General features: G+C 69.5%; 20 protein-coding genes and 3 tRNA genes. 20 read left to right on the top strand and 3 right to left on the bottom strand.

Annotation, left to right across the window (positions count from 1 at the left end; genetic code table 11):
- Window positions 1-20: 20 nt before the first annotated feature.
- Window positions 21-1,073: a ubiquinol oxidase subunit II gene (gene cyoA, locus ML342_RS06340; RefSeq protein ID WP_240126193.1), complete on the bottom strand. Its 1,053-nt coding sequence runs from the start codon at window positions 1,071-1,073 to the stop codon at window positions 21-23.
- Window positions 1,074-1,233: 160 nt separating this feature from the next.
- On the opposite strand from cyoA, the gene ML342_RS06345 reads away from it, so the two are divergent.
- The 20 genes from ML342_RS06345 to cysN all read left to right on the top strand — a co-directional run bounded on the left by ML342_RS06345 (window position 1,234) and on the right by cysN (window position 20,303).
- The gene (locus ML342_RS06345; protein ID WP_240126194.1) at window positions 1,234-2,553 is read left to right on the top strand and encodes an MFS transporter; all 1,320 of its coding nucleotides are present in this window, start codon (window positions 1,234-1,236) and stop codon (window positions 2,551-2,553) included.
- Window positions 2,554-2,588: 35 nt separating this feature from the next.
- Entirely contained in the window at window positions 2,589-2,849 is a 261-nt protein-coding gene (locus ML342_RS06350) for an FAD assembly factor SdhE (RefSeq protein ID WP_240126195.1), read from the top strand.
- Window positions 2,850-2,880: 31 nt separating this feature from the next.
- The gene (locus tag ML342_RS06355) at window positions 2,881-3,252 is read left to right on the top strand and encodes a hypothetical protein (RefSeq protein ID WP_240126196.1); all 372 of its coding nucleotides are present in this window, start codon (window positions 2,881-2,883) and stop codon (window positions 3,250-3,252) included.
- 23 nt (window positions 3,253-3,275) lie between these two features.
- Window positions 3,276-4,520 carry a lipoprotein-releasing ABC transporter permease subunit gene (locus tag ML342_RS06360; protein WP_240126197.1) on the top strand — a complete coding sequence of 415 codons (1,245 nt, stop codon included), beginning with the start codon at window positions 3,276-3,278 and terminating at the stop codon, window positions 4,518-4,520.
- The gene (gene lolD, locus ML342_RS06365; RefSeq protein WP_240126198.1) at window positions 4,513-5,217 is read left to right on the top strand and encodes a lipoprotein-releasing ABC transporter ATP-binding protein LolD; all 705 of its coding nucleotides are present in this window, start codon (window positions 4,513-4,515) and stop codon (window positions 5,215-5,217) included. Before ML342_RS06360 ends, lolD begins: the two co-directional genes overlap by 8 nt.
- A gap of 94 nt (window positions 5,218-5,311) precedes the next feature.
- Window positions 5,312-7,750, top strand: a complete 2,439-nt coding sequence (locus tag ML342_RS06370; RefSeq protein ID WP_240126199.1) for a DNA internalization-related competence protein ComEC/Rec2 — start codon at window positions 5,312-5,314, stop codon at window positions 7,748-7,750.
- 19 nt (window positions 7,751-7,769) lie between these two features.
- Complete coding sequence (locus ML342_RS06375) at window positions 7,770-8,396, top strand: MotA/TolQ/ExbB proton channel family protein (protein ID WP_338064994.1); 627 nt, start codon at window positions 7,770-7,772, stop codon at window positions 8,394-8,396.
- A 7-nt stretch (window positions 8,397-8,403) separates the two neighbouring features.
- Window positions 8,404-8,844, top strand: coding sequence for an ExbD/TolR family protein (locus tag ML342_RS06380; protein WP_240126200.1), 441 nt, complete (start codon window positions 8,404-8,406; stop codon window positions 8,842-8,844).
- Window positions 8,841-10,592, top strand: a complete 1,752-nt coding sequence (gene msbA / locus ML342_RS06385; protein ID WP_240126201.1) for a lipid A export permease/ATP-binding protein MsbA — start codon at window positions 8,841-8,843, stop codon at window positions 10,590-10,592. The genes ML342_RS06380 and msbA overlap by 4 nt, the downstream gene beginning before the upstream one ends.
- Window positions 10,589-11,602 (top strand): tetraacyldisaccharide 4'-kinase, encoded by a 1,014-nt coding sequence (gene lpxK / locus ML342_RS06390; RefSeq protein WP_439655165.1) that lies wholly within the window; start codon window positions 10,589-10,591, stop codon window positions 11,600-11,602. Before msbA ends, lpxK begins: the two co-directional genes overlap by 4 nt.
- Window positions 11,603-11,663: 61 nt before the next feature.
- A complete protein-coding gene (gene kdsB, locus ML342_RS06395; RefSeq protein WP_240126202.1) occupies window positions 11,664-12,449 on the top strand; it encodes a 3-deoxy-manno-octulosonate cytidylyltransferase in 786 nt (261 codons plus the stop codon).
- The gene (locus ML342_RS06400; protein ID WP_240126203.1) at window positions 12,442-12,921 is read left to right on the top strand and encodes a low molecular weight protein-tyrosine-phosphatase; all 480 of its coding nucleotides are present in this window, start codon (window positions 12,442-12,444) and stop codon (window positions 12,919-12,921) included. Before kdsB ends, ML342_RS06400 begins: the two co-directional genes overlap by 8 nt.
- A gap of 4 nt (window positions 12,922-12,925) precedes the next feature.
- Window positions 12,926-14,791 carry an excinuclease ABC subunit UvrC gene (uvrC, locus tag ML342_RS06405; protein ID WP_240126204.1) on the top strand — a complete coding sequence of 622 codons (1,866 nt, stop codon included), beginning with the start codon at window positions 12,926-12,928 and terminating at the stop codon, window positions 14,789-14,791.
- Between the two features lie 9 nt (window positions 14,792-14,800).
- On the top strand, window positions 14,801-15,388 hold the full coding sequence (pgsA, locus tag ML342_RS06410) for a CDP-diacylglycerol--glycerol-3-phosphate 3-phosphatidyltransferase (protein ID WP_240126205.1): 588 nt from the start codon (window positions 14,801-14,803) through the stop codon (window positions 15,386-15,388).
- 48 nt (window positions 15,389-15,436) lie between these two features.
- Window positions 15,437-15,512 (top strand) — tRNA-Gly (locus ML342_RS06415).
- A gap of 60 nt (window positions 15,513-15,572) precedes the next feature.
- Window positions 15,573-15,646, top strand: a tRNA-Cys gene (locus ML342_RS06420).
- An 80-nt stretch (window positions 15,647-15,726) separates the two neighbouring features.
- A tRNA-Leu gene (locus ML342_RS06425) sits at window positions 15,727-15,813 on the top strand.
- Window positions 15,814-15,830: 17 nt separating this feature from the next.
- Entirely contained in the window at window positions 15,831-17,471 is a 1,641-nt protein-coding gene (locus ML342_RS06430) for an FMN-binding glutamate synthase family protein (protein WP_240126206.1), read from the top strand.
- Window positions 17,472-17,511: 40 nt separating this feature from the next.
- Complete coding sequence (gene cysD / locus ML342_RS06435) at window positions 17,512-18,417, top strand: sulfate adenylyltransferase subunit CysD (protein WP_439655166.1); 906 nt, start codon at window positions 17,512-17,514, stop codon at window positions 18,415-18,417.
- Window positions 18,417-20,303: a sulfate adenylyltransferase subunit CysN gene (cysN, locus tag ML342_RS06440; RefSeq protein ID WP_240126207.1), complete on the top strand. Its 1,887-nt coding sequence runs from the start codon at window positions 18,417-18,419 to the stop codon at window positions 20,301-20,303. Before cysD ends, cysN begins: the two co-directional genes overlap by 1 nt.
- 186 nt (window positions 20,304-20,489) lie before the next feature.
- Here the strand turns inward: cysN and ML342_RS06445 are convergent, their stop codons facing one another.
- Window positions 20,490-20,957, bottom strand: a complete 468-nt coding sequence (locus tag ML342_RS06445) for a cyanophycin metabolism-associated DUF1854 family protein (protein ID WP_240126208.1) — start codon at window positions 20,955-20,957, stop codon at window positions 20,490-20,492.
- Complete coding sequence (locus ML342_RS06450) at window positions 20,947-23,253, bottom strand: cyanophycin metabolism-associated ABC transporter (RefSeq protein WP_240126209.1); 2,307 nt, start codon at window positions 23,251-23,253, stop codon at window positions 20,947-20,949. The genes ML342_RS06445 and ML342_RS06450 overlap by 11 nt, the downstream gene beginning before the upstream one ends.
- Between the last annotated feature and the right edge of the window lie 58 nt (window positions 23,254-23,311).

Consider the following 23,311-nt stretch of genomic DNA (forward strand, 5'->3'; position numbering starts at 1 on the left):
GTCATTTCAGAAACGAAGAATCAGGGAGCGCGCAGGGCCAGGGTCCACGCGGCGGGCTTGACCTCGTCGGCGGTGCAGGTGGCACCGGGGACATAAGGACGGCCGCGCAGATCGCCGCGGCTGCGCTCGCGCAGCACGGCCATGCCGCTGTCGGCGGCGCGCCGGCCGCCGGTGGCGTCGATCGCCATCATTTCGTGCATGCACATCCGGCTCGGATCCACGCAGCGGTTCAGGACGGCGTCGTACAGGGTCGGGTCGACGTGCGCGAACAGGCGAACGGGCTCGCGCTCGCTCGGTTTCTCCAGCTGCAGGTAAGTGGCGCGATCCAGCGCGCTGCCGCTGGCGCGGGCCTTTGCCACCCAGGCGTCGAAGCCGGCAGCGTCGGTGGCGTGCACGGCGAAGCGCATCCAGGAGAACCCGGCGCCGCTGTAGTTGGAGGAGAAGCCAACGAACTTGCCCGGCTTGTTGGCGACCGCGTTCAGCTCGGTCTGCATGCCGGGCATGGTGTAGATCATGCCGGCCAGCTCGGGGATGTAGAACGCGTTCATTACGTTGGATGAGGTGAGCTTGAAGCGCACCGGGCGATCCACCGGCAGGGCCAGCTCGTTCACCGCGGCCACCCCCTGCTCGGGGTAGATGAACAGCCACTTCCAGTCCAGCGAGACCACCTGCACTTCGAGCGGCTTGACGTCCGCTGGCACCGGCTTGCCGGGCGCGATGCGGTCCAGCGGGCGGTAGGGGTCGAGGGTATGGGTGGTGATCCAGGTGATCGCGCCCAGCGCCAGGATGATCAGCAGCGGGCCGCCCCAGATCACCAGTTCCAGTTGGGTGGAGTGGTCCCAGTCCGGGGTGTACTTGGCGGCGCGGTTGGAGGCGCGGTAGCGCCAGGCGAAGAACAGGGTGAGCGCGATCACCGGCACGATCACGATCAGCATCAGCGCGGTAGCGACGACGATCAGTTGACCTTGCTGGCGGGCGACGTCGCCGGAGGGATCGAGCACGACGGTGCGTGCGCAGCCGGAAACGGCCAGCAGCGCGGGCAGCAGCCACGCGGCACGGGAGAGCTTGGGCATGGTTGGCGAGAATCGACTTGGGGGAGTCGGCGCACACTTTAACGTCAGCTGCGCATGAAGACGATTGGACGTTTTGTCCTATCGCAAGGACAAAACGCATCACCTATGGTTTGATAGCGGTGTTCCGTGCCTGGCGCACATCCGCATTCAGGAAAAGCTCATGTCTGCCCAGCTCTCCACTGCTACCGACCATGACCACGGCCGTCAAGCCAGCCACGATGTGGCCCCGGGCGAGATCGCGGTCGGCGTGGTGATCGGCCGCGCCTCCGAGAACTTCGATTTCTTCGTGTATGGCATCGCCTCGGCGCTGGTATTTCCCAAGGTGTTCTTCCCGTTCACCGACGCGCTGACCGGCGCGTTGTATTCCTTCGCCATCTTTGCGCTGGCATTCGTGGTGCGTCCCCTGGGCACGGTGCTGTCGATGCAGATCCAGCGGCGCTGGGACCGCGGCACCAAGCTCACGGTGGCGCTGTTCATGCTGGGAATCGCCACCGCTGGGATCGCCTTCCTGCCGGGCTATGCCACGCTGGGCAGCGCGGCCATCGTCCTGCTGGCGTTGCTGCGGATGCTGCAGGGCATGGCGATGGGCGGCTCCTGGGACGGGCTGCCCTCGCTGCTGGCGATCAACGCGCCCAAGCACAGGCGCGGCTGGTACGCCATGCTCGGCCAGCTGGGGGCGCCGGTGGGCTTCATCGTGGCCGCGGCCCTGTTCGCCTACCTGCTCGCCAGCCTGGGTCCGGAGGATTTCTACGATTGGGGCTGGCGTTATCCGTTCTACGCCGCCTTCGCCATCAACGTGGTGGCGCTGTTCGCGCGCCTGCGCCTGGTGGTCACGCGCGAATACGAGCGGGAAATGCATCAGAGCGAGCTGGAGCCGGTGCCGCTGCGCGAGCTGATCGAGGTCAAGGGCCGCCACGTGGTGATCGGCGCCTTCGCTCCGCTGGCCAGCTATGCGCTGTTCCACATCGTCACCATTTTTCCGCTGTCGTGGTGGCTGCTGTTCGAACGGCAGTCGATCGTCGATCTGCTGTGGCTGCAGGTGCTGGGGGGCTTCATCGCCATCGGTGGGGTGCTGGCCTCGGGCGTGATCGCCGACCGCTTCGGGCGGATTCCCACCCTGGGCGGGCTGGCGCTGGCGATCGCGATGTTCAGCGGTTTCGCGCCGACCTTGCTGGGGGGCGGTAAGCTCGCCCAGGATGCCTTCATCCTGATTGGCTTCCTGCTGCTGGGGCTGTCCTATGGGCAGTCCTCCGGCGCGGTCACCCGCAACTTCGGCGCGCGCTATCGCTACACCGGCGCCGCGCTCAGCACCGATTTTGCCTGGTTGATCGGCGCCGCCTTCGCCCCGCTGGTGGCACTGTGGCTGTGCGCCAACTTCGGGCTGGCTTTCCTCGGCGCCTACCTGCTCTCGGGCGCGATCAGCACGTTCGTGGCGCTGCTGATCCACCACCGCATCCGGCGTGGCGAGATGCAGGCTTGAGCCGGCACGGCGCATAGGGTGAGAGGACGGATGTGATGAGTCAGGCGCCGGACGACGAGGCCGAGCTGCGCAAACTGCGCTGGCGCTGCCGGCGTGGCATGCGCGAGCTGGATCAGCTGCTCGAGCGCTGGCTGGAGCGCCGGTGGCGGCAAAGTCCGACCCACGAGCGCGAAGTGTTCCTGCGGCTACTGGATACCGAAGACGACAGACTCTGGCGCTGGTTCCTCGGCCACGAGACCCCGCCCGATGCCGACCTCGCCGCGCTCATCCAGCACATCCGCCAGCTGCCGGTTTGAATGGCGGCCCTCTCGCCTGGGCCAGGCCGCATTGGCCGGCCTGGCCGCGCTGGGCGTGTTCTGTGTGCTGGCTTGCGACCTGCCCGTCGCGCTGGCCTGGCCGGGCGCGCTGCTGGTGGTCGCGGGCGCAAGCGCGCAGCTGCGCCGCTATCGGCGCTTGCCAGGCTGCGTAGTGGAGATCATGCCTGCCACCGGCAGCATGCGTTGCGATGGTCAGTTGCTGCGCGCGCTGCGCGTGCGGGTGCGCGGGCCGCTGACCTTCGTCGGCTGGCAGCGGGCAGACGGGTGCTGGACATGGCGGCTGTTCTGGCCGGATCAGCTCGGCGCCGCGGGTCGGCGTGAACTGCAGCTGGCGATTCGGCGGCTGGCGCCTGCCGCGGATCCAGGATCGGTGGCAGGATAAGCGTCTTTCTGCCAAGGATTGCGATGTTCAGACCGCTTCCTGTCGCCATCGGCCTGCGCTATCTGCGCGCCAAGCGCCGCAACGGCTTCATCTCGTTCATCTCGCTGGCGTCGATCCTCGGCATCGCGCTGGGCGTCACGGCATTGATCACCACGCTGGCGGTGATGAGCGGCTTCCAGAAGGAGATCCGCAATCGCATGCTGGGCATGGCCGCGCACGCCACCGTCAGCGGCTACGGCCAGCCGCTGCAGGACTGGCGGCATGCGGTGCAGGTGGCGATGGCCGACCCGCGGGTGGCCGGGGCCGCGCCCTACATCGAGAAGGAGGCGCTGATTTCCGGTGCCAGCAACCAGCCGGCGATGCTGCGCGGGGTGGACCCGGCGCAGGAAGGCAAGGTGTCGGTGCTGCCGGCGAAGATGGTGCAGGGCACGCTGGCGCAGCTCACGCCCGGCAGTTTCAACATCGTGCTGGGCAAGGAGCTGGCGCTGTGGCTGGGGGTGTCGGTGGGCGACGATGTGATCGTCACCCTGGCCGATTTCCGCAGCACCCCGGTGGGCGGGGTGCAGACCATGAAGCGGTTCCGGGTCAGCGGCATCTTCGAGGCCGGCTACAACGAGTTCGACAAGGGCCTGGCGGTCGTCAACCTGGCCGACCTCCAGCGCTTGCTGCGGATGGGCGAGGGCGTGACCGGGGTGCGCCTGAAGCTGCATGACATGGACCAGGCCTTCGACGTGGCGCGCGCGCTGGCGCTGAAGCTGAAGGGGCCGTATCGGGTGAGCGACTGGACCCAGGACAACGCCAATCTGTTCCGCGCGCTGAAGATGGAAAAGACGGTGATGGGCATCCTGCTGTCGCTGATCGTGGCGATGGGCGCGTTCAACCTGGTGTCCTCGCAGGTGATGCTGGTGACCGACAAGCAGGCTGACATCGCCATCCTGCGCACCCTCGGCCTGACCCCGGGGCAGGTGATGCGGGTGTTCATGGTGCAGGGCAGCCTGATCGGGATCATCGGCACCGTGGCCGGCGTGATCGGCGGCATCCTGCTCACCCTCAACCTCAACCGCATCCTGCAGGCGATCGAATCCTTATTGGGGGTGCAGCTGCTGCCGGAAGACGTGTACTACATCACCGGATTGCCGACTGACATGCAGACCCAGGATGTGGTCGTCATCGTCCTGGTGGCGCTGACGATGGCCTTCATCGCCACCTTGTATCCGGCCTGGCGCGCGGCGCGCACGGCTCCGGCGGAGGCCCTGCGCTATGAGTGAGGCGATGCAGGCGGTGATCCGCGCCGAAAATCTCGGCAAGACTTACGCCGAAGGCAGGCTCTATACGCCGGTGTTCGACGGTCTCGATTTTTGCGTGCATGCGGGCGAGACGGTGGCCATCCTCGGCGCGTCCGGGGCAGGCAAGAGCACCCTGCTGCACCTGCTGGGCGGGCTGGACGTACCCACCGCTGGCGAGGTGTACGTGACCGGGCACAAGATGAGCGCGCTGTCGGACGCCGCGCGTGGCCGCCTGCGCAACCGCGCGCTGGGGTTCGTCTATCAGTTCCACCATCTGCTGCCGGAGTTCACCGCGCTGGAAAACGTGATGATGCCGGTGCTGCTGGCCGGGCAGTCGCCGGAAGTGGCGCGCCAGCGTGCCAGCGCGATGTTGGAGGCCGTCGGCTTGGGGCAACGCCTGCAGCACAAGCCGGGCGAACTGTCGGGCGGCGAGCGTCAGCGCACTGCGGTGGCGCGCGCGTTGGTCAACAAGCCGGCCTGCGTGCTCGGCGATGAGCCCACCGGCAACCTGGATGAGAAAACTGCCGCGCAGGTGTTCGCGCAAATGCTCGAACTCAACCGCGCGCAGCGCACCAGCCTGGTGCTGGTGACCCACGACCGCGGGTTGGCGCGCCGGCTGGACCGGGTGCTGGAGCTGCACGAGGGACGCCTGCGCCCGCTGGCGCATTCCGAGGTGTAAGCCTCGCTGCCTTCGGGCGCGGCAAGAAAACCCCGACCCCGACGCGCGTCATCCGCCGAGCGACGCGCGGATGGCCACGGCCGAGACTGCCGCCATGGCATCCCCGATCGCGGCCCCGGCATCCCCCACGGCATTGCCACTCCCGCGCTGGTCATGGCCAGGGATTGCGGCGATCCCGGTGGCCCCGTTCGGGCCGGCCAGCGCCGCGATGCTGCTGGCCGGGGTCGGTGCCGTATTGGCGCTGCCGTCGCTGCCGCGCTGGCCATTGCTGGCCGTTGTCGGCGTGATGGGCCTGGGTCTGTTCTTGCGGGGCGGCATCGCACGCCTGGTTGGCGGATTCCTGCTCGGCCTGGCCTATGCTGGCCTGCAAGCCACCGTGGTGCTGGCGGCGCAGCTGCCGGCGTCGCTGCAGGGGCAGGTAGTCCGGCTGCAGGGGCAGGTGCTCGACCTGCCGGTGCACGAGCCGCGCCGAACCCGGTTCCTGTTCCAGCTTGACGATGCGGCCACGCTGCCGCCGGCGCTGCGCGGCCAGCGCCTGCGCCTGGCCTGGTACGAGGACGACCCGCGTCCGCGTCTGCAGCTGCGCGCCGGCAGCCGCTGGGTGCTGCAGGCACGCCTGCGCGCCCCGCGCGGACTGCGCAACCCCGGTGGCGGCGATGCCGAGATGTACGCGCTGGGCGCGCGCATCGCCGCCACCGGTACCCTGCAGAAACCGGCGACGGCGCGGCAGTTGGCCGCCCCGGCCGGGATCGACGCCTGGCGCGAGGACATGAGCGAGCGCATCGCCGCGGCGGTGCCCGGGCCTTCCGCGCGCTACGTGCAGGCGCTGGCGCTGGGCGATACCCGCGCGCTCGACACCCGCGACTGGACGCGCCTGCGTGCGGCCGGGCTGACCCACCTGATCGCGATTTCCGGCTTCCATGTCGGGCTGGTGGCGGGATTCTGCGCGCTGCTGGCGGGCGCGCTGTGGTGGCTGTGGCCGCCGCTCTGCCGCTGGCGGCCGCGGCCGTTCGCGGCCGGGGCAGGGGCGGTGCTGGGGGCCTTCGGGTACGCGCTGCTGACCGGGATGGCGGTACCCACCCTGCGCACCGCGGTGATGATTGCGGTGCTGGTGCTCGCGCGCTGGCTGCGGCGACGGCTGGGGATGGCCGATGCGCTGGCGCTGGGCGTCTGGGTGCTGCTGGCGCTGGACCCGCTGGCTGTGCTCGGGGCCGGCTTCTGGCTCAGTTTCGCCGGGGTGGCCTGGCTGCTGTGGTGCCTGCCGGAGGGTGATGGCCGCGGCTGGCGCGGCCTGCTGGGCGGCTTCCTCAAAGCGCAGGGAGTGGCGAGCCTGGGGCTGCTGCCGCTGTGCGTGGTGCTGTTCGGGCAGGCCTCGCTGGCGGGGCCGCTGGCGAATGGGGTGGCGGTGCCGTGGTGGAGCCTGGTGGTGGTGCCGCTGAGCCTGCTGGGGGTGCTGGCCGAGGTCCTGCACGCGGGCTGGGGCGCGTGGTGCTGGCAGGCCGCGGCCACCTGTTTCGACCTGCCGTGGCCGCTGCTGGCCGCCATTGCGGATAGCCCGCTGGCGCTGGCCTGGCTGCCGCAGGCGCGCTGGTATGCCTTGCCGCTGGCCCTGCTCGGGGCGCTGTGGCTGCTGCTGCCGCGCGGGCTGCCCGCGCGCTGGCTGGGTCTGCTGCTGTGGCTGCCGCTGCTGCTCCCGCCGCGCGAGCTGCCGGCCCCGGGCGAGGCGGAACTGGTGGTCATCGACGTCGGCCAGGGCCTGGCGGTGCTGGTGCGCACCGCCGGGCACGCGCTGCTGTACGACATGGGGCCGGCGCAGGCGGACGGGTTCGACGCCGGCGAGCGCGCGGTGGTGCCGGCCCTGCATGCGCTGGGCGTGCGCCGCCTCGATCTGGCGATCATCAGCCACGGCGACAACGACCATGCCGGTGGGCGCGAGGCGGTGGCGGCGGCGTTTCCACTGCCGCGGGTGCTGGCGCCCGAGGGCAGCCCGGCGCGCGGCGATGCGCCCTGCCTGGCGGGCCAGCAATGGCAGTGGGACGGCGTGCGCTTCCGCGTGCTGCATCCGGGGCCGGGGTTCCCATATCTGGGCAACGAGGCGGCCTGCGTGCTGCGGATCGAAACCGCCCATGCCAGCGCGCTGCTCGCTGGCGACATCGGGGGGTATGTGGAGCGCAAACTGCTGCGCGAACAGCCGCAGGCCGTGGCCAGCACGGTGGTCGTGGTCCCGCACCACGGCAGCGCCGGCTCCTCCGCGCCGGAGTTCGTGGCGGCCACCGGTGCGCGCCTGGCGCTGGTGTCCTCCGGGGCCGACAACCGCTTCGGCCATCCGCGTGGGGAGGTGGTAAGGCGCTGGTGCGGGGCAGGGACCGAGGTGCTGGATAGCGCGCGCTCGGGCGCGATCCGGGTCTGGCTGACGGCGACGGGCGTGCAGCTGCGCGAGCAGCGCCGCGCGCAACCGCGGCTATGGGATGCGGTGCGCCGGCGTGGGCAGATGGCTGGGCTATGCTACGCGCCGGAGTTTTCGCGGCCATGAAGGCCGAAAGGAGCGACCCGTGCTGGAACTGATCAAGGCTGGTGGCTGGCCGATGATCCCGCTGTTGCTGCTGGCGGTGGCCGCGCTGGCCATCATCCTCGAGCGCTTCTGGAGCCTGCGTCGCGAACGCGTGCTGCCGCCGGGCCTGGGCGAGGAAGTGCGCGAATGGGTTGGGGGCGGCAAGCCGCTGGAACCTGCGCACATTGAATCGCTGCGCGCGACTTCGCCGCTGGGCGCACTCCTGGCGGCGCAGCTGGACGTGCGCGGGCGTGGGCGCGAGGTGATGCGCGAGCGGGTCGAGGATGTGGGCCGCCACCTGGTGTACCGGATGGAGCGCTACCTGAACGCACTCGGCACGATCGCCGCCGCCGGCCCGCTGCTGGGCCTGTTCGGCACCGTGGTCGGCATGATCCAGATGTTCCTCGGCATCCTCGACCACGGCATCGGCGATGCCAACCAGCTGGCGGGGGGCATCGGCAAGGCGCTGGTGTGCACCGCCACGGGCATGGTCGTGGCGATCCCGGCGCTGGTCTTCCACCGCCATTTCCGCAGCCGCATCGCCGGCTACATCGTGGACATGGAGCACGAGGCGATGCAGCTGGCCGATGTGCTGGATGCCGTCGCCAGCAACAAGAAGAAGGGCTGAGGCGAGCATGCGGATTGCCGACCACCGCAGCGACGATGTTCCCGAGATCAACCTGGTGCCGTTGATCGACGTGGTGCTGTGCCTGCTGATCTTCTTCGTGGTCACCACCACGTTCGACGCGCGTTCGGTGCTCAAGCTGCAGCTACCGCGCGCCGACGGCCAGCCAGCGGATACGCGCGCGCAGCCGCTGGGCATCCTGATCAACGCGCAGGGCCGCTATTTCGTGGGCGATCGCGAAGTGCTGCGCACCGACGTGGAGTCCCTCAAGCAGGCGCTGCGTGAGGTCGCCGGCGATGACCGCGAGCGGGTGGTGTTGATCCGCGCCGATGCGCGCACGCCCTGGCAGGCAGTGGTGACCGCCTACGAGGCGCTGGGCCAGCTCGGGTTCCGTACGATCGCCAATGCCACCGCGCCGGATACTGCCGGCGCGCGCGGGAGCTCCCAATGAGCCTGTCGCCTACCGCCTGGGCGGTCTATCGGCGGCTGCTCACCTTGATCGTTCCCTATCGCGGCATGCTGCTGCTGGCGCTGCTGGGGCTGCTGGTGGAGGGGGCCGCCGCCGGCGCGTTCGGCGTGCTGACCAAGCCGATGGTCGATGAAACCTTCGTCGCCCGCAATCGCGAGTTCGGCATCCTGCTGCCGCTGGCGATCGTCGGCATCTTCGTGGTGCGCGGCATGGCCGGCTATCTCACCGACATCTACATGGCCAAGGCCGCGCGCGGAATGGCGCGCGACATGCGCGTGCGCGCGATGGACAAATACCTGCGCCTGCCGGGCCTGCGCTTCGACGGCGAGCCGGTGCCATCCATGCTGGTGCGGCTGGGGTCCGACAGCGACCAGGTGGCGCAGGCGGTGGTGGATGCTGGCAAGGTCATGCTGCAGCAGTCACTGCAGGTGGTGGCGATGCTGGCGGTGATGCTGTACGCCAGTTGGCGGGTGACCTTGGCGGTGCTGTTGCTGGGGCCGTTGATCGCATGGATGATGGACAGGGTGGGCCGGCGCTACCGCCGCTACGGGCACAAGGTGCAGGAGACGTCGGCGCAGATGATGCAGGCCGCCGACCAGGCGCTGTCCAATCAGCAGGACGTGAAGGTATACGGCGCGCAGGCGATGGAAATCGCGCGCTATGCCAGGCTGGCCGACGACAATCTGCGTCTGAGCCTGAAGGTGGAGGCCACCCGCAGCATCTCCTCGGCGGTGGTGCAGCTGACCGGCGCGGTGGGGCTGGCCCTGCTGCTGTTCTTCGCCGGGCGCGAGGCCCTGGCCGGGCGCCTGACCGCGGGCGGGTTCGTGCAGCTGATGATTTCGATGCTGGCGATCATCCCGGCGCTGAAGCAGCTGACCAACGTGCAGGGCATGCTGCAACGCGGGGTGGCCTCGGCCGAGCGTCTGTTCCACGTGCTGGATGCCGAGGATGAGGTCGATACGGGCACCCGTCCGTTGCAGCGCGCGCGCGGCTTGATCGAGTTTCGCGACGTGACCCTGCAGTATCCCGGCCAGCCGCGCCCGGCGCTGCAGGGCATCAGCTTCGTGGCGCGTCCCGGCACGGTCACCGCGATCGTCGGCCGCTCCGGCAGCGGAAAATCCAGCCTGGTCAAACTGATTCCGCGGTTCTATGAGCCCGCCGGCGGGCAGATTTTGCTGGATGGACATCCGCTGCCCGAATACCGCCTGGCCGACCTGCGCCGGCAGCTGGCGATGGTCGGCCAGCAGGTCATGCTGTTCGACGGCAGCGTGGCCGAGAACGTCGCCTATGGCGAACTGCAGCAGGCTTCGCCGGAGGACGTGCAGCGGGTGCTGCGTGGCGCCAATGCGCTGGAGTTCGTGGCGCACATGCCCCAGGGCGCGGACAGCCATATCGGCATCAAGGGCGGCAAGCTCTCCGGCGGCCAGCGCCAGCGCCTGGCGATCGCGCGCGCCATGCTCAAGGATGCGCCGATCCTGATCCTGGACGAGGCTACCGCAGCGCTCGACAACGCCTCCGAACGGCTGGTGCAGGAGGCGCTGGCCCACCTGATCCCGGACCGCACCACCCTGGTGATCGCGCACCGGCTGTCCACCGTCGAGCACGCCGACCAGATCCTGGTGCTGGATGAAGGCCGGCTGGTGGAGCAGGGCACCCATGCCGAACTGCTGGCGCGCGGCGGCGTGTATGCGCATCTACACGCGATGCAGTTCCGGGAGGGCGGCGCTTGAGCCCGCGGCGTCTGCCGCACACGCCCGCCTGGTGGTTCGACGGCAGCCCGCCACCGGTCTGGGCGCGCCTGCTGGCGGTGGTCTATGCCGCAGTCGTCGCGCTGCGTCGCCTCGGGTATCGGCGTGGCTGGTGGCGGCGCTGGCACCCCGGCGTGCCGGTGATCGTCGTCGGCAATCTGGTGGCCGGCGGCAGCGGCAAGACCCCGCTGGTGCTGGCGCTGGTGGAGCACCTGCGCGCTGCGGGCTGGACGCCCGGAGTCGCCAGTCGCGGATATGGCCGCCAGCATGCGCGCACGCCGCGCTGGGTCACTCCGGATATGTCGCCGGCGCAGTGCGGCGACGAGCCGCTGCTGATCGCGCAGGCGACCGGCGTGCTGGTACGGGTGGACCGTGACCGCGTGGCGGCGGCGCGCGCACTGGCGGAAGCGGGGTGCGATATCGTGGTCTGCGACGACGGGTTGCAGCATTACCGACTGGCGCGCGACGTGGAGATCGAGGTGCAGGACGTGCGCCGCCGCTACGGTAACGGCCGCCTGCTTCCGGCCGGTCCGCTGCGTGAGCCGCTGGAGCGCGCCGCCGATTGCGATCTGCGCGTGCTCAACCTCGGTGCGCTCGCAGGTGCCGAGCTCGCCGCAGGCGCCGGCGAATGGCCGATGCGGCTGGCACCGGGCGAGCTACGTCCGCTTGGCGGCGGGCGCCGCCTGCCGCTGAGCGCGCTGGCCGGGCAGCGGGTGCATGCGGTTGCCGGGATCGCCGAGCCGGAGCGATTCTTCGCCATGCTGCGCGCGGTCGGGATCGCGGTGGTGCCGCACGCATTCCCCGATCATCACGTTTATGCGCCGGAGGATTTCACGTTCGGCAGCCCGTTACCGGTGCTGATGACCGAGAAGGATGCGGTCAAATGCGCCGCCTTTGCGCGCCCAGACTGGTACGCGGTGCCGGTCCGGGCGCAGCTGCCGGAGGCCTTCTGGCAGGCGCTGCGGGCGCGGCTGCCGACGCGCGCGCCGTGAGCGCCGCCGCCAGGTGCAAACGACCGGCCCGTCTGCGCAGGCGAGCGGCGATAATGTCCTTATGAACACGCCGGATTTCATCGTTGCCATTCCTGCCCGCTATGCGGCCTCGCGCCTGCCGGGCAAGCCGCTGCGCACGATCGGCGGCATTCCGATGGTGCTGCACGTGGCCCGCCGCGCGCTTGCCGCCGGCGCCCGGCAGGTGTGGGTGGCCACCGACGACGCCCGCATCGCCGCAGCGCTGGAAGGCAGCGGGGTGCAGGTGGCGATGACCTCGGCCGCGCATGCCTCCGGCACCGACCGCCTGGCCGAATGCGCGCGCATGGCTGGCTGGGACGCGGACACGATCGTGGTCAACCTGCAGGGCGACGAGCCCTTCGCGCCGGCGGATGGCATCGCCTGCGTGGCGCGCGCGGTGGCCACCAGCGGCGCCGGCATCGCCACCCTGGCCACGCCGATCGATGCGCTCGCGACCCTGCTCGATCCCAACGCGGTCAAGGTGGTGCGCGCGGCCAGCGGCGATGCGCTGTATTTCAGCCGTGCCCCGGTGCCGTGGCCGCGCGATGCATTTGCGCGTGACCGCACCGCGATGCCGGAAGGCCAATGGCTGCGCCACATCGGCATCTACGGCTACCGGGTGTCTGCGCTGCGCGCATTCGCGGCGCTGCCGCCTGGGCGGCTGGAGCAGGTGGAGGCGCTGGAACAGCTGCGCGCGCTGGAGGCCGGCTGGCGGATCGCGGTGGAACTGGCGCCGTCGCCGTTCCCGCCGGGGGTGGACACCGAGGAGGATCTGGCGCGCGCCGAGCGTATTTACAGGGAGCAACGAGGCAAGGAACCGAATGGCTAGACCGTTTTCGATCCTGATGCTGTGCCTGGGCAACATCTGCCGCTCGCCGACCGCCGAGGGCGTGCTGCGCGCGCGCCTGCAGGCCGCGGGGCTGGATGCGCGGGTGCGGGTGGACTCCGCCGGCACCGGCGATTCGCACCTGGGCCAGGCGCCGGACCCGCGCGCGATCGCCTGCGCGGCCGGGCATGGCGTCGATATTTCGATGCTGCGCGCACGTCGCTTGACGTCGGAGGATTTCGAAACCTTCGACCTGATCCTGTGCGCCGACCGTACCATCCTGCACGAGGCGCGCATCCGCAAGCCGCGCACTTCGCACGCGCAGGTGGAGCTGCTGCTGGAGTGGGCCGGATTGGGGAACAAAGACGTTCCCGACCCGTACTACGGCAGCGCGCGCGATTTCGAGCGCGCCTTTCGGCTGATCGAGGCGGCGGCGCAGGGCATCGTGGAGCGGGTGCGCCTGGGGCGGCTGTGAGCGCATGAACCGGCGCAGGACGACCGCTGCGGATTTCGACGGCCGCGCATTTGCGGCGTCGCTGCCGCTGGCACCTGGCGTCTATCGCATGCTGGATGCCGCCGGGAACGTGCTGTACGTCGGCAAGGCGCGCGCATTGCGCCACCGCGTCGGCAGCTATTTCAACGCCGCGCCGAAGCCGGCGCGGATCATGGCGATGCTGGCGCAGGTGGCGCGCATCGAAACCACCGTCACCCACAGCGAGGCCGATGCGCTGCTGCTGGAAAACCAGCTGATCAAATCGCTCAAGCCGCGCTACAACGTGATGCTGCGCGACGACAAGAGCTACCCGTTCGTGCTGCTGACCCATGAGGAGTGGCCGCGGCTGGCCTTCCATCGCGGCCCGCGCGCGATCCCGGGGCGCTATTTCGGGCCGTATCCGAGCGCGGCGTCCGTGCGCGAAACGCTCGACCTGATGCACAAGCTGTTCCGCCTGCGCAGCTGCGAGGACAGCGTGTTCCACAACCGCAGCCGGCCCTGTCTGCAGTACCAGATCGGCCGCTGCAGCGCGCCCTGCGTGGGGCGGGTAGAGGCGACTGAATACGCCGATGCGGTGCGCCGCGCCGGGCTTTTTCTGGAAGGTAAGAGTCAGCAGCTGGACGCAGACCTGGCGGCGGCGATGCAGGCGGCCAGCGATGCCCTGGAGTTCGAGCAGGCCGCACGCCTGCGCGATTTGATCGCGACCATCCGCAGGCTGCAGGCGCGCCACACCATGGACGGCCGCAGCGCCGACCTCGACGTGCTGGGGGTGGCGATGCAGGGCGGAGCGGCCTGCGTGCTGCTGCTGGCATTCCGCGGCGGCCGCAATCTCGGCACCCGCGCGTTCTTCCCGAAGACCAACGGAGAGGACAGCGCGGGCGAGGTGCTGGCCGCGTTCGTCTCGCAGTATTACGCCGAACAGCCGCCGCCGGCGGAGATCGTGCTGGACGGCGACATCCCCGAGCGCATGCTGATCGAGCAGGCCCTTTCCGAGCATGCCGGTCGCAAGGTCGCCCTGCGCGTGAACGTACGCGGCGAGCGCGCCGCGCATCTGGAACTGGTGCGGCGCAATGCCCAGCTGGCGCTGGCGGCGGAGCTGGCTAGCAGCGGCGCGCAGCAGGCGCGCCTTCAGGCCCTGCGCGAGCTGCTGGGGATGGCTGAGGTGCCGGCACGGATCGAATGCTTCGACATCAGCCACACCATGGGCGAGGCCACCGTGGCCTCGTGCGTGGTGTTCGACGCGCACGGTCCGGTGCGCACGCAGTACCGGCGCTACAACATCGCCGGGATCGAGCCGGGCGACGACTACGCGGCCATGCGCCAGGCGCTGCAGCGCCGCTTCCGGCCCGCCGCCGAGGGCGCGCCGGAGGCGGTGCGGCCGGACGTGCTGCTGATCGACGGCGGCGCCGGGCAGGTGGCGCAGGCGCGCGACGTGCTGACCGAGGCGGGCATCACCGGGGTCGTGCTGGTCGGCGTGGCCAAGGGTCCGGAGCGTAAGCCGGGGGCGGAGACGTTGCTGCTGCCCGATGGCCGCGAAGTCCAGCCGGGCGCCGCTTCCCCGGCGCTGCAGCTGATCCAGCAGGTGCGCGACGAGGCGCACCGCTTCGCGATCACCGGTCATCGCGGCAGACGCCAGAAAGCGCGCAGCAGCAGCCGGCTGGAGGACGTTCCGGGTATCGGGCCGCGCCGGCGGGCCGCGCTGCTCAAGCATTTCGGCGGCTTGCAGGGCCTCAAGTCGGCATCGGTGGATGAGATCGCCAGGGTCGAGGGCATCAACCGCGCGCTGGCGCAGCGCCTGTGGGATGCCCTGCACGGGCTGGCGCAGGCGGCGCCGGGCGAGGGCGACCAGTAGAATGCGCGGATGACGCTGACCGTCCCGACCTGGCTGACCCTGGCCCGCATCGCCCTGATTCCGGTGCTGGTGGCGGTGTATTACCTCGATGTCCGCTGGTCGAACCTGGCCGCCACCGTGGTATTCGTCGCGGCCTCGCTCACCGACTGGCTGGATGGCTGGATCGCGCGTCGCTACCGGATGTTCTCGCGCTTCGGGGCATTCCTGGATCCGGTGGCGGACAAGTTGATGGTCTCCACCGCGCTGGTGATCACCGTGCAGCACCACCATACGGTGTGGATGGCGCTATGGGCCAGCGTGATCATCGGTCGCGAGATCGCGGTGTCGGCCCTGCGCGAGTGGATGGCCGAGCTGGGCCAGCGCGCCAAGGTGGCGGTGGCGCTGGTGGGCAAGATCAAGACCATCGTGCAGATGGTGGCGCTGGCGTTCCTGCTGTACCGCGCGCCGCTGCTCGGGATCCCGGTATTCGTGATCGGCGAGTGGCTGCTGGCGGCAGCGGCCCTGTTGACCCTATGGTCTGGCTTCGAGTACCTGCGCGCGGCCTGGCCAACCCTGCGGGCTGACGAGGCATGCGGCGCGAACGAAAAAAATCCGTGAGACCCTGTTGACGCCCTGAAAAAAGCCCGTAAAATGCCGGGCTCCAACGCGGGAATAGCTCAGTTGGTAGAGCACGACCTTGCCAAGGTCGGGGTCGCGAGTTCGAGTCTCGTTTCCCGCTCCAAATCTCAACGAAGCCCCGTTCCGCGGGGCTTCGTCGTTTCGGTAAGATGACATCGTCACCGGCCGGGTGGCAGAGTGGTTATGCAGCGGACTGCAAATCCGCGTACGCCGGTTCAATTCCGACCCCGGCCTCCAATCCAAAGCCCCGCAGCGCTGCGGGGCTTTTCGTTTTCCGGGTGCGGCCGCTGCGTGCTTCGCGCTAAGCTTCGGGAACAGCCCGGATGGCGAAACTGGTAGACGCAAGGGACTTAAAATCCCTCGGCCGCAAGGCCATGTCGGTTCGATCCCGACTCCGGGCACCATTTCGCAGGGAGTCGCCGTGGCCCGCTATGCTGTGTACGTCGCCAGCCTGCTGCTGGCGGCGCTCTTTCTGACGTTGTCGCGGTGGCATCCCCATGCGTGGTGGGGCGTGGCCGTATTCGGCGCACTCGCCGCGGTTGGCACTTTCGACCTGTTGCAGCGCAAGAGCACCCTGCGCCGCAACTATCCGCTGCTGGCGCATGTGCGCTATGGCCTCGAAACCATCGGCCCGGAGATGCGGCAGTACTTCATCCAGTCCGATACCGAGCAGGCTCCGTTCTCGCGCGAGCAGCGCGCGCTGGTGTACCAGCGCGCCAAGCACGTCAGCGACGTGCGTCCGTTCGGCAGCCTGCAGGACGTGTACGGGATCGACTACGAGTGGATCAACCACTCGCTCAGCCCGGTGGAGGTACTGGATCCCGACTTCCGCATCCTGGTCGGCGCCGGCTGTGCGCAGCCCTATTCGGCCAGCGTGTTCAACATCTCGGCGATGAGCTTCGGCGCGCTCTCGGCGGCGGCGATCCGCGCGCTCAACGCGGGCGCCAAGCGCGGCGGCTTCTACCACGACACCGGCGAGGGCTCGATTTCGCCCTATCACCGCGAGGGCGGCGGCGACCTGGTGTGGGAGATCGGCTCAGGCTATTTCGGCTGCCGCAACGAGGACGGCAGCTTCAGCGCGGAGCGCTTCGCCGCGCAGGCGCGCGATCCGCAGGTGAAGATGATCGAGGTAAAGCTGTCGCAGGGCGCCAAGCCCGGCCACGGCGGGGTGCTGCCGGCGGCCAAGCTGACCGCCGAGATCGCGGCCACCCGCGGGGTGCCGATGGGGCGCGACTGCGTCTCGCCGGCCCGCCATTCGGCCTTTTCCACGCCGCTGGAACTGCTGCAGTTCGTGGCCCGCCTGCGCGAACTGGCGGGTGGCAAGCCGACCGGCTTCAAGCTCGCGATCGGGCATCCCTGGGAATGGTTCGCGATCGCCAAGGCGATGGTCGAACACGCCGATGCCCAGCCCCAGCTGCTGCCGGATTTCATCGTGGTCGATGGGGCCGAGGGCGGCACCGGCGCGGCTCCGGCCGAGTTCATCGACCACGTCGGGGTGCCGATGCACGAGGGCCTGATGCTGGTGCACAACACCCTGGTCGGGCTGAACCTGCGCGAGCGCATTCGCATCGGCGCAGCCGGTAAGATCGTCAGCGCGTTCGACATCGCGCGCACCCTGGCGATGGGCGCCGACTGGTGCAACGCCGCGCGCGGCTTCATGTTCGCGCTGGGCTGCATTCAGTCGCTGAGCTGCCACACCAACCGCTGTCCGACCGGGATCGCCACCCAGGACCCATCACGCTGGAAGCATCTGGACGTGGCCGACAAGGCGACCCGGGTGTACGAGTTCCACCGCAATACCGTCGCGGCGCTGCGCGATCTGCTGTGCGCGGCGGGGCTGTCGCATCCCGCCCAGCTCGGCCCTGAGCACATCCTGCGTCGGGTGTCGCCGACCGAGGTGCGTTCGCTGGCGGCGCTGTATCGTTTTCTCGCGCCGGGCGACCTGCTGGGCGGGCGGGTGCCGGGGCATGCGGTGTTCCGCGATTTCTGGGCGCACGCGCGCAGCGATGCCTTCACGCCGCCGGCGCATGTCCTGCGCCTGCGGGAGAGCAAGGCGACCTGATACGCTTGCCGGCCTGCCGAGGCATCCTGGTTCACTGGCATTGGATACGCACCTCTCCCACCTCGACCGGCTCGAGTCCGAAAGCATCCACATCCTGCGCGAGGTTGCGGCCGAGTTCCGCAACCCGGTCCTGCTGTATTCGATCGGCAAGGACAGCACGGTGCTGCTGCATCTGCTGCGCAAGGCGTTTTACCCGGCGCGCCCGCCCATCCCGCTTTTACACATCGACAGCACCTTCGAGTTCCATGAAGCCTACGCCTTCCGCGCGCAGGTGGCCGCGCGCGGCGACGTGGAGCTGCGTGTCCACATCAACGAAGAAGGCGTGCGCCAGGGCATCAATCCGTTCACTCATGGCGTCAGCGTCTATACCGAGATCATGCGCACCCGCGCGCTGCGCCAGGCGCTGGAGCAGGGCGGCTACGACTGTGCGATCGGCGGCGCCCGCCGTGACGAGGAGAAATCGCGCGCCAAGGAGCGCATCTTCAGCTTCCGCACCGCTCAGCACCGCTGGGAGCCGAAGAACCAGCGCCCGGAGCTGTGGAGCCTGTACAACACCCGCATCCACAAGGGCGAGTCGGTGCGCGCATTCCCGCTCTCGAACTGGACCGAGCTGGACGTGTGGCTGTACATCCTGCGCGAGGGCATCGCGCTGCCGCCGCTGTACTTCGCGAAGGTGCGCCCGGTGGTGGAGCGCGACGGCGTGCTGATCATGGTGGACGATGAGCGCATGCCGCTGTGCGAAGGGGAGGTGCCGCAGCAAAAGAAGGTGCGCTTCCGCACCCTGGGCTGCTACCCGCTGACCGGCGGGGTGGAGTCCGAGGCCGAAACCCCCGCGCAGGTGGTGGCCGAGGTGCTGGCCGCGCGCACCTCCGAGCGCCAGGGCCGGGTGATCGACCACGACCCGGCCGATTCGATGGAGAAGAAGAAGCAGGAGGGCTACTTCTGATGCACATGCAGGATGCCGAGGCGCAGGTGGCCGACCTCCTGCGTCAGCACGAGCACAAGCAGCTGCTGCGCTTCATCACCTGCGGCAGCGTGGACGACGGCAAGAGCACCCTGATCGGCCGCCTGCTGCACGACACGCGGCAGCTGATGGACGACCAGCTGCGTGCGCTCGAAGCCGACAGCCGCCGCCACGGCACCCAGAACGGCGAGATCGACTTCGCCCTGCTGGTGGACGGGCTGGCCGCCGAGCGCGAGCAGGGCATCACCATCGACGTCGCCTACCGCTTCTTCGATACCGCGTGCCGCAAGTTCATCGTCGCCGACTGCCCGGGGCACGAGCAGTACACCCGCAACATGGCCACCGGCGCTTCCACCGCCGACCTCGCGGTGGTGCTGGTGGACGCGCGCAAGGGCCTGCTCACCCAGACCCGCCGGCACAGTTACATCGTGTCGCTGCTGGGCATCCGTCACGTGGTGCTGGCGGTCAACAAGATGGACCTGGTGGGCTACGACCCGGCGGTGTTCGCGCGGATCGAGGAGGCCTACCGCGCGCTGGCTGCGCAGCTGGGCATCGCGCGGGTGGACGCCGTGCCGCTGTCGGCCCTGCGCGGCGACAACATGATCGCGCGCTCCCCGGCGATGCCGTGGTACGACGGCCCGGCGCTGCTGGAACTGCTGGAAACGGCGCCGATCACACGTGAACGCGGCGATGCGCCGTTCCGGATGCCGGTGCAGTGTGTGTGCCGCCCCAATCAGGATTTTCGCGGCTTTGCCGGCACCGTGGCCTGCGGTCGGGTGGCGCCGGGCGACGAAGTGGTGGTGCTGCCGTCCGGGCGGCGTTCGCGGGTGGCGCGGATCGTCACTGCCGGCGGGGATCTGGCACAGGCGGTGGCCGGGCAGTCGGTGATCCTGACGCTGACCGATGAAGTCGATGCCAGCCGCGGCGATGTGATCGCTGCCGCGGCCGCCCCGCCCGAAGTGGCCGACCAGTTCGCGGCGCACCTGCTGTGGATGGACGATGCGCCGCTGCTGCCGGGCCGGCCGTACCTGCTCAAGCTCGGCACACGCACGGTCGGCGCCTCGGTCACCGAGATCAAGCACAAGATCGACGTCAACACCCAGGAGGCGCTGGCGGCCAAGCACCTGGAACTGAACGAAGTCGCGGTGTGCAACCTGCACCTCGACCAGCCGCTGGCGTTCGCGCCATATGCCGAGGACCGCACCCTCGGTGGTTTCATCCTGATCGACCGCCACAGCAATGCCACGGTCGCCGCCGGCACGCTCGACTTCGCCCTGCGTCGCGCCGCCAACATCCACTGGCAGCACCTGGACGTGGACAAGGCCGCGCGTGCCCGGATCAAACACCAGTCGCCGCGCTGCGTGTGGTTCACCGGACTGTCCGGCGCCGGCAAGTCCACCATCGCCAATCTGGTGGACCGCAAGCTGCTGGCGCTGGGCCGGCACGCCTACGTGCTGGATGGCGACAACGTGCGGCATGGGCTCAACAAGGACCTAGGCTTCACCCCGGAGGACCGAGTGGAGAACATCCGCCGGGTGGCCGAAGTGGCCAGGCTGATGACCGACGCCGGGCTGATCGTGCTGGTCAGCTTCATCAGCCCGTTCCGCGCCGAACGCGAGCTGGCGCGCAGTCTGTTCGAGCCGGGCGAGTTTCTCGAAGTATTCGTGGATACGCCGCTGGAAGAAGCCGAACGGCGCGACGTGAAGGGCCTGTATGCGAAGGCCCGGCGCGGCGAACTGCGCAACTTCACCGGCATCGATTCACCCTACGAGCCGCCGGAACATCCGGAGCTGCATCTGCGTACCAGCGGCGCCGACCCGGTGGCGCTGGCCGACCAGGTGATCGCGGCGCTGGGGCTGGAGGTCTAGCGCGAGAAGCAGGAAGGAAGCGGCGGTGCGCTAGGGACCCTCTGATCAACTCAGAGGGTCCCGCCGGCCATGGAGGGCCGGCCACGCATCAATCACGCAAGTGATTGATGCGTGTGAGCCGAGTCCGGGCCTGTACCGGACTCGGCGTGGGCTGACAACGCCTGGATGGCGTTGTTCAGACCTTCCCTAGAGGAAACGGTCGAGCAGGCGGCGGCTGTGGCGGTCCAGTGCCAGCAGGTCCGGGATCAGGTAGTGCACGCCGTGGCTGTCGGCGACCAGCAGGGCGTGCGCGCCCAGCCGGCGGATATCGTCCTCGCTCTTGAGGATGAAGCGGGTTTCACCGCGATCGGTCTCTACCGTCCACTGGCTGGGGGTGGCGAAGGTGGACACCTCGCGCAGGCGCCGGATCACCGGCACGAACTCGCGCTGGCCGAGTTCGGCCTCCACCAGTGCGCGCCGTGCCGGGTCCAGCGCATCCAGGCGCGGGATCCAGGCCAGCTCGTGGCCATCGCCGCCGACCAGCGCGATCCCGGTGTCTGGCGCGCTCAGCGGGAAGGCGCGCACCGCCACCACGCCCTCGTGCACGCGGCCATCGGCGGTGGTCAGCACCAGCCGCCCGAAGGCATTGCGTTCGAGCCGGTACTCAGCGCTCATGCGCCACCCCCTCCAGCGGCAGTTCGGCCAGCGCCTCTTCCTGGTCCACGTTGCGCAGCTGCGCCTGGTACAGCCGCCAGTACGCGCCCTGGCGTGCCATCAGCTCGTCGTGCGGGCCCACCTCCACGATCCGGCCGCGCTCCATGACCACCAGCCGGTCGGCTTTGCGCAGGGTGGACAGGCGATGGGCGATGGCGATGGTGGTGCGGCCTTGAACCAGGTTGTCGAGCGCGCGCTGGATTTCCTTCTCGGTTTCAGTGTCCACCGACGAGGTGGCCTCGTCCAGGATCAAAAAGCGCGGGTCGATCAGCAGCGCGCGCGCGATCGAGATGCGCTGGCGTTCGCCGCCCGACAGGCCCTGGCCGCGTTCGCCCACCAGCGAGTCGTAGCCGTGCGGCAGGCGCAGGATGAACTCGTGCGCGTGCGCGGCGCGGGCGGCGGCCACGATCTCCTCGCGGCTGGCGTCGGGGCGGCCGTAGGCGATGTTCTCGGCGATGGTGCCGAAGAACAGGAAGGGTTCCTGCAGCACCAGCCCGATGTGGCGGCGGTAGTCGGCCAGCGCGACCGAGCGGATGTCGATGCCGTCCACCAGGATCGCGCCCTGGGTGACGTCGTAGAAGCGGCAGATCAGGTTGACCAGGGTGGTCTTGCCGGAGCCGCTGTGGCCGACCAGGCCGATCATCTCGCCGGGGCGAATGTCCAGGCTCACGCCGCGCAGCACGCCGCGGCTGCCGTAGCGGAAGCCGACGTCGCGCAGCGTCAGCGCCCCGCGCGGCGCGGGCAGCGGCACCGGTTGTGCCGGCTCCGGCACGCTGGAGATATGGTCGAGGATGTCGAAGATGCGCTTGGCGCCGGCGGCTGCTTTCTGGGTCACCGACACGATCCGGCTCATCGAATCCAGACGGGTATAGAAGCGCCCGATGTAAGTCAGAAACGCGGTCAGCACGCCCACCGTGATCTGGTGCCGCGACACCTGCCAGATGCCGAATGCCCATACCACGATCAGCCCTAGCTCGGTGAGCAAGGTCACGGTCGGGGTGAACAGCGACCACACCTTGTTCAGGCGGTCGTTGATCGCGAGGTAGTGGCGGTTGGCCTCGCGGAAGCGGCGGGCTTCGCGGCCCTCCTGGGCGAATGCCTTGACCACCCGGATGCCGGGGATGGTGTCGGCCAGCACGCTGCTCAGATCCGACCAGGCGCGGTCGATCTTTTCGAAGCCGGTGCGCAGGCGGTTGCGCACCAACTGGATCAGCCATGCGATCAGCGGCAGCGGCAGCAGCGTCACCAGCGCCAGCATCGGATTGATCGAGAACAGGATGGCCGCGATCATCGCCAGCATCAGCACGTCGGTGGCGAAGTCCAGCAGGTGCAGCGACAGGTACAGGCAGATGCGGTCGGACTCCGAGCCGATCCGTGCCAGCAGGTCGCCGGTGCGCTTGCCGCCGAAGTATTCCAGCGACAGCGTGAGCAGATGTTCATAGGTCACCGTGCGCAGGTCGCAGCCGATGCGCTCGGACACCAGCGCCAGGATGTAGGTGCGCGCCCAGCCCAGGAACCAGGCGAGCAGCGCCGAGCCGAGGATGCCGCCCAGCAGCATCAGCACCAGGCGCTGGTCGATCGGCTGCCCGTTCTGGAACGGGATCAGCACCTTGTCCATCAGCGGCATGGTCAGGTACGGCGGCACCAGGGTGGCGCCGGTCGAGGCCAGGGTGAGCAGGAAGCCGGCCAGCAGCGCGCCGCGGTAGGGGCGCGCGAACCGCCACAGGCGCAGCAGGGTCCAGGTGGAGGGCGGCGTATGCAGTTCGCGCACGCAGGCCGGGCATTCGTCCTCGTCCGGCGGCAGCGGCGCCTTGCAGAGCGGGCACAGCGGCTCGTCGTCCTCATGCGCGGCGTCGGAATCTTCGGCGCGCCGCTGCAGGCGTTCGAACTGGGCCAGCAGGCGCAGCGCGGCCAGGTTCTGGTCGAGGGTGAAGCGGCAGTGGAACAGGCGGCGGTGGGCATCCACCAGCTCCAGTTGGCCGATCCCGGCGTGGTCGCCGTGGCGCAGCTGCAGGTCCTCGGTCAGCGCCCAGTCCTGCCACTGCGCGGCGCGCGGCGGGCATGCGAGCAGGCGGCGGTCGGTCAGCACCAGCACGCCGTCGCCGTAGTGCAGGGCATCGTCGAGGTCGATCGTGAGCGCGGCCAGTGCGGTTTCGCCGGGCTGCAGCCGCTGCTGCAGCGGCTGTTGCCAGTGGTCGGGCAACCCCTGGCAAATGGAGGGCGAGGCGTCGGGAGTCTGATGGGCAGGGGCGGGCATGAGGGCTTTCTTAAGAATCCGTAATATGACGGCAGAGCCCGGCTCCGCTACTCTGTGT

Origin of the sequence: Thermomonas alba, assembly GCF_022419205.1 — a bacterium.
Classification (GTDB): domain Bacteria; phylum Pseudomonadota; class Gammaproteobacteria; order Xanthomonadales; family Xanthomonadaceae; genus Thermomonas; species Thermomonas alba.

Excerpts from the sequence above, each read along its gene's own strand:
- lolD (WP_240126198.1), top strand. The coding sequence starts at position 4,513 with ATGAGTGAGGCGATGCAGGCGGTGATCCGCGCCGAAAATCTCGGCAAG.
- ML342_RS06345 (WP_240126194.1), top strand. The coding sequence starts at position 1,234 with ATGTCTGCCCAGCTCTCCACTGCTACCGACCATGACCACGGCCGTCAA.
- ML342_RS06360 (WP_240126197.1), top strand. The coding sequence starts at position 3,276 with ATGTTCAGACCGCTTCCTGTCGCCATCGGCCTGCGCTATCTGCGCGCC.
- ML342_RS06400 (WP_240126203.1), top strand. The coding sequence starts at position 12,442 with ATGGCTAGACCGTTTTCGATCCTGATGCTGTGCCTGGGCAACATCTGC.
- kdsB (WP_240126202.1), top strand. The coding sequence starts at position 11,664 with ATGAACACGCCGGATTTCATCGTTGCCATTCCTGCCCGCTATGCGGCC.
- ML342_RS06445 (WP_240126208.1), bottom strand. The coding sequence starts at position 20,957 with ATGAGCGCTGAGTACCGGCTCGAACGCAATGCCTTCGGGCGGCTGGTG.
- ML342_RS06450 (WP_240126209.1), bottom strand. The coding sequence starts at position 23,253 with ATGCCCGCCCCTGCCCATCAGACTCCCGACGCCTCGCCCTCCATTTGC.
- uvrC (WP_240126204.1), top strand. The coding sequence starts at position 12,926 with ATGAACCGGCGCAGGACGACCGCTGCGGATTTCGACGGCCGCGCATTT.
- pgsA (WP_240126205.1), top strand. The coding sequence starts at position 14,801 with ATGACGCTGACCGTCCCGACCTGGCTGACCCTGGCCCGCATCGCCCTG.
- ML342_RS06350 (WP_240126195.1), top strand. The coding sequence starts at position 2,589 with ATGAGTCAGGCGCCGGACGACGAGGCCGAGCTGCGCAAACTGCGCTGG.
- ML342_RS06370 (WP_240126199.1), top strand. The coding sequence starts at position 5,312 with ATGGCATCCCCGATCGCGGCCCCGGCATCCCCCACGGCATTGCCACTC.
- msbA (WP_240126201.1), top strand. The coding sequence starts at position 8,841 with ATGAGCCTGTCGCCTACCGCCTGGGCGGTCTATCGGCGGCTGCTCACC.
- cysN (WP_240126207.1), top strand. The coding sequence starts at position 18,417 with ATGCACATGCAGGATGCCGAGGCGCAGGTGGCCGACCTCCTGCGTCAG.
- cyoA (WP_240126193.1), bottom strand. The coding sequence starts at position 1,073 with ATGCCCAAGCTCTCCCGTGCCGCGTGGCTGCTGCCCGCGCTGCTGGCC.
- ML342_RS06380 (WP_240126200.1), top strand. The coding sequence starts at position 8,404 with ATGCGGATTGCCGACCACCGCAGCGACGATGTTCCCGAGATCAACCTG.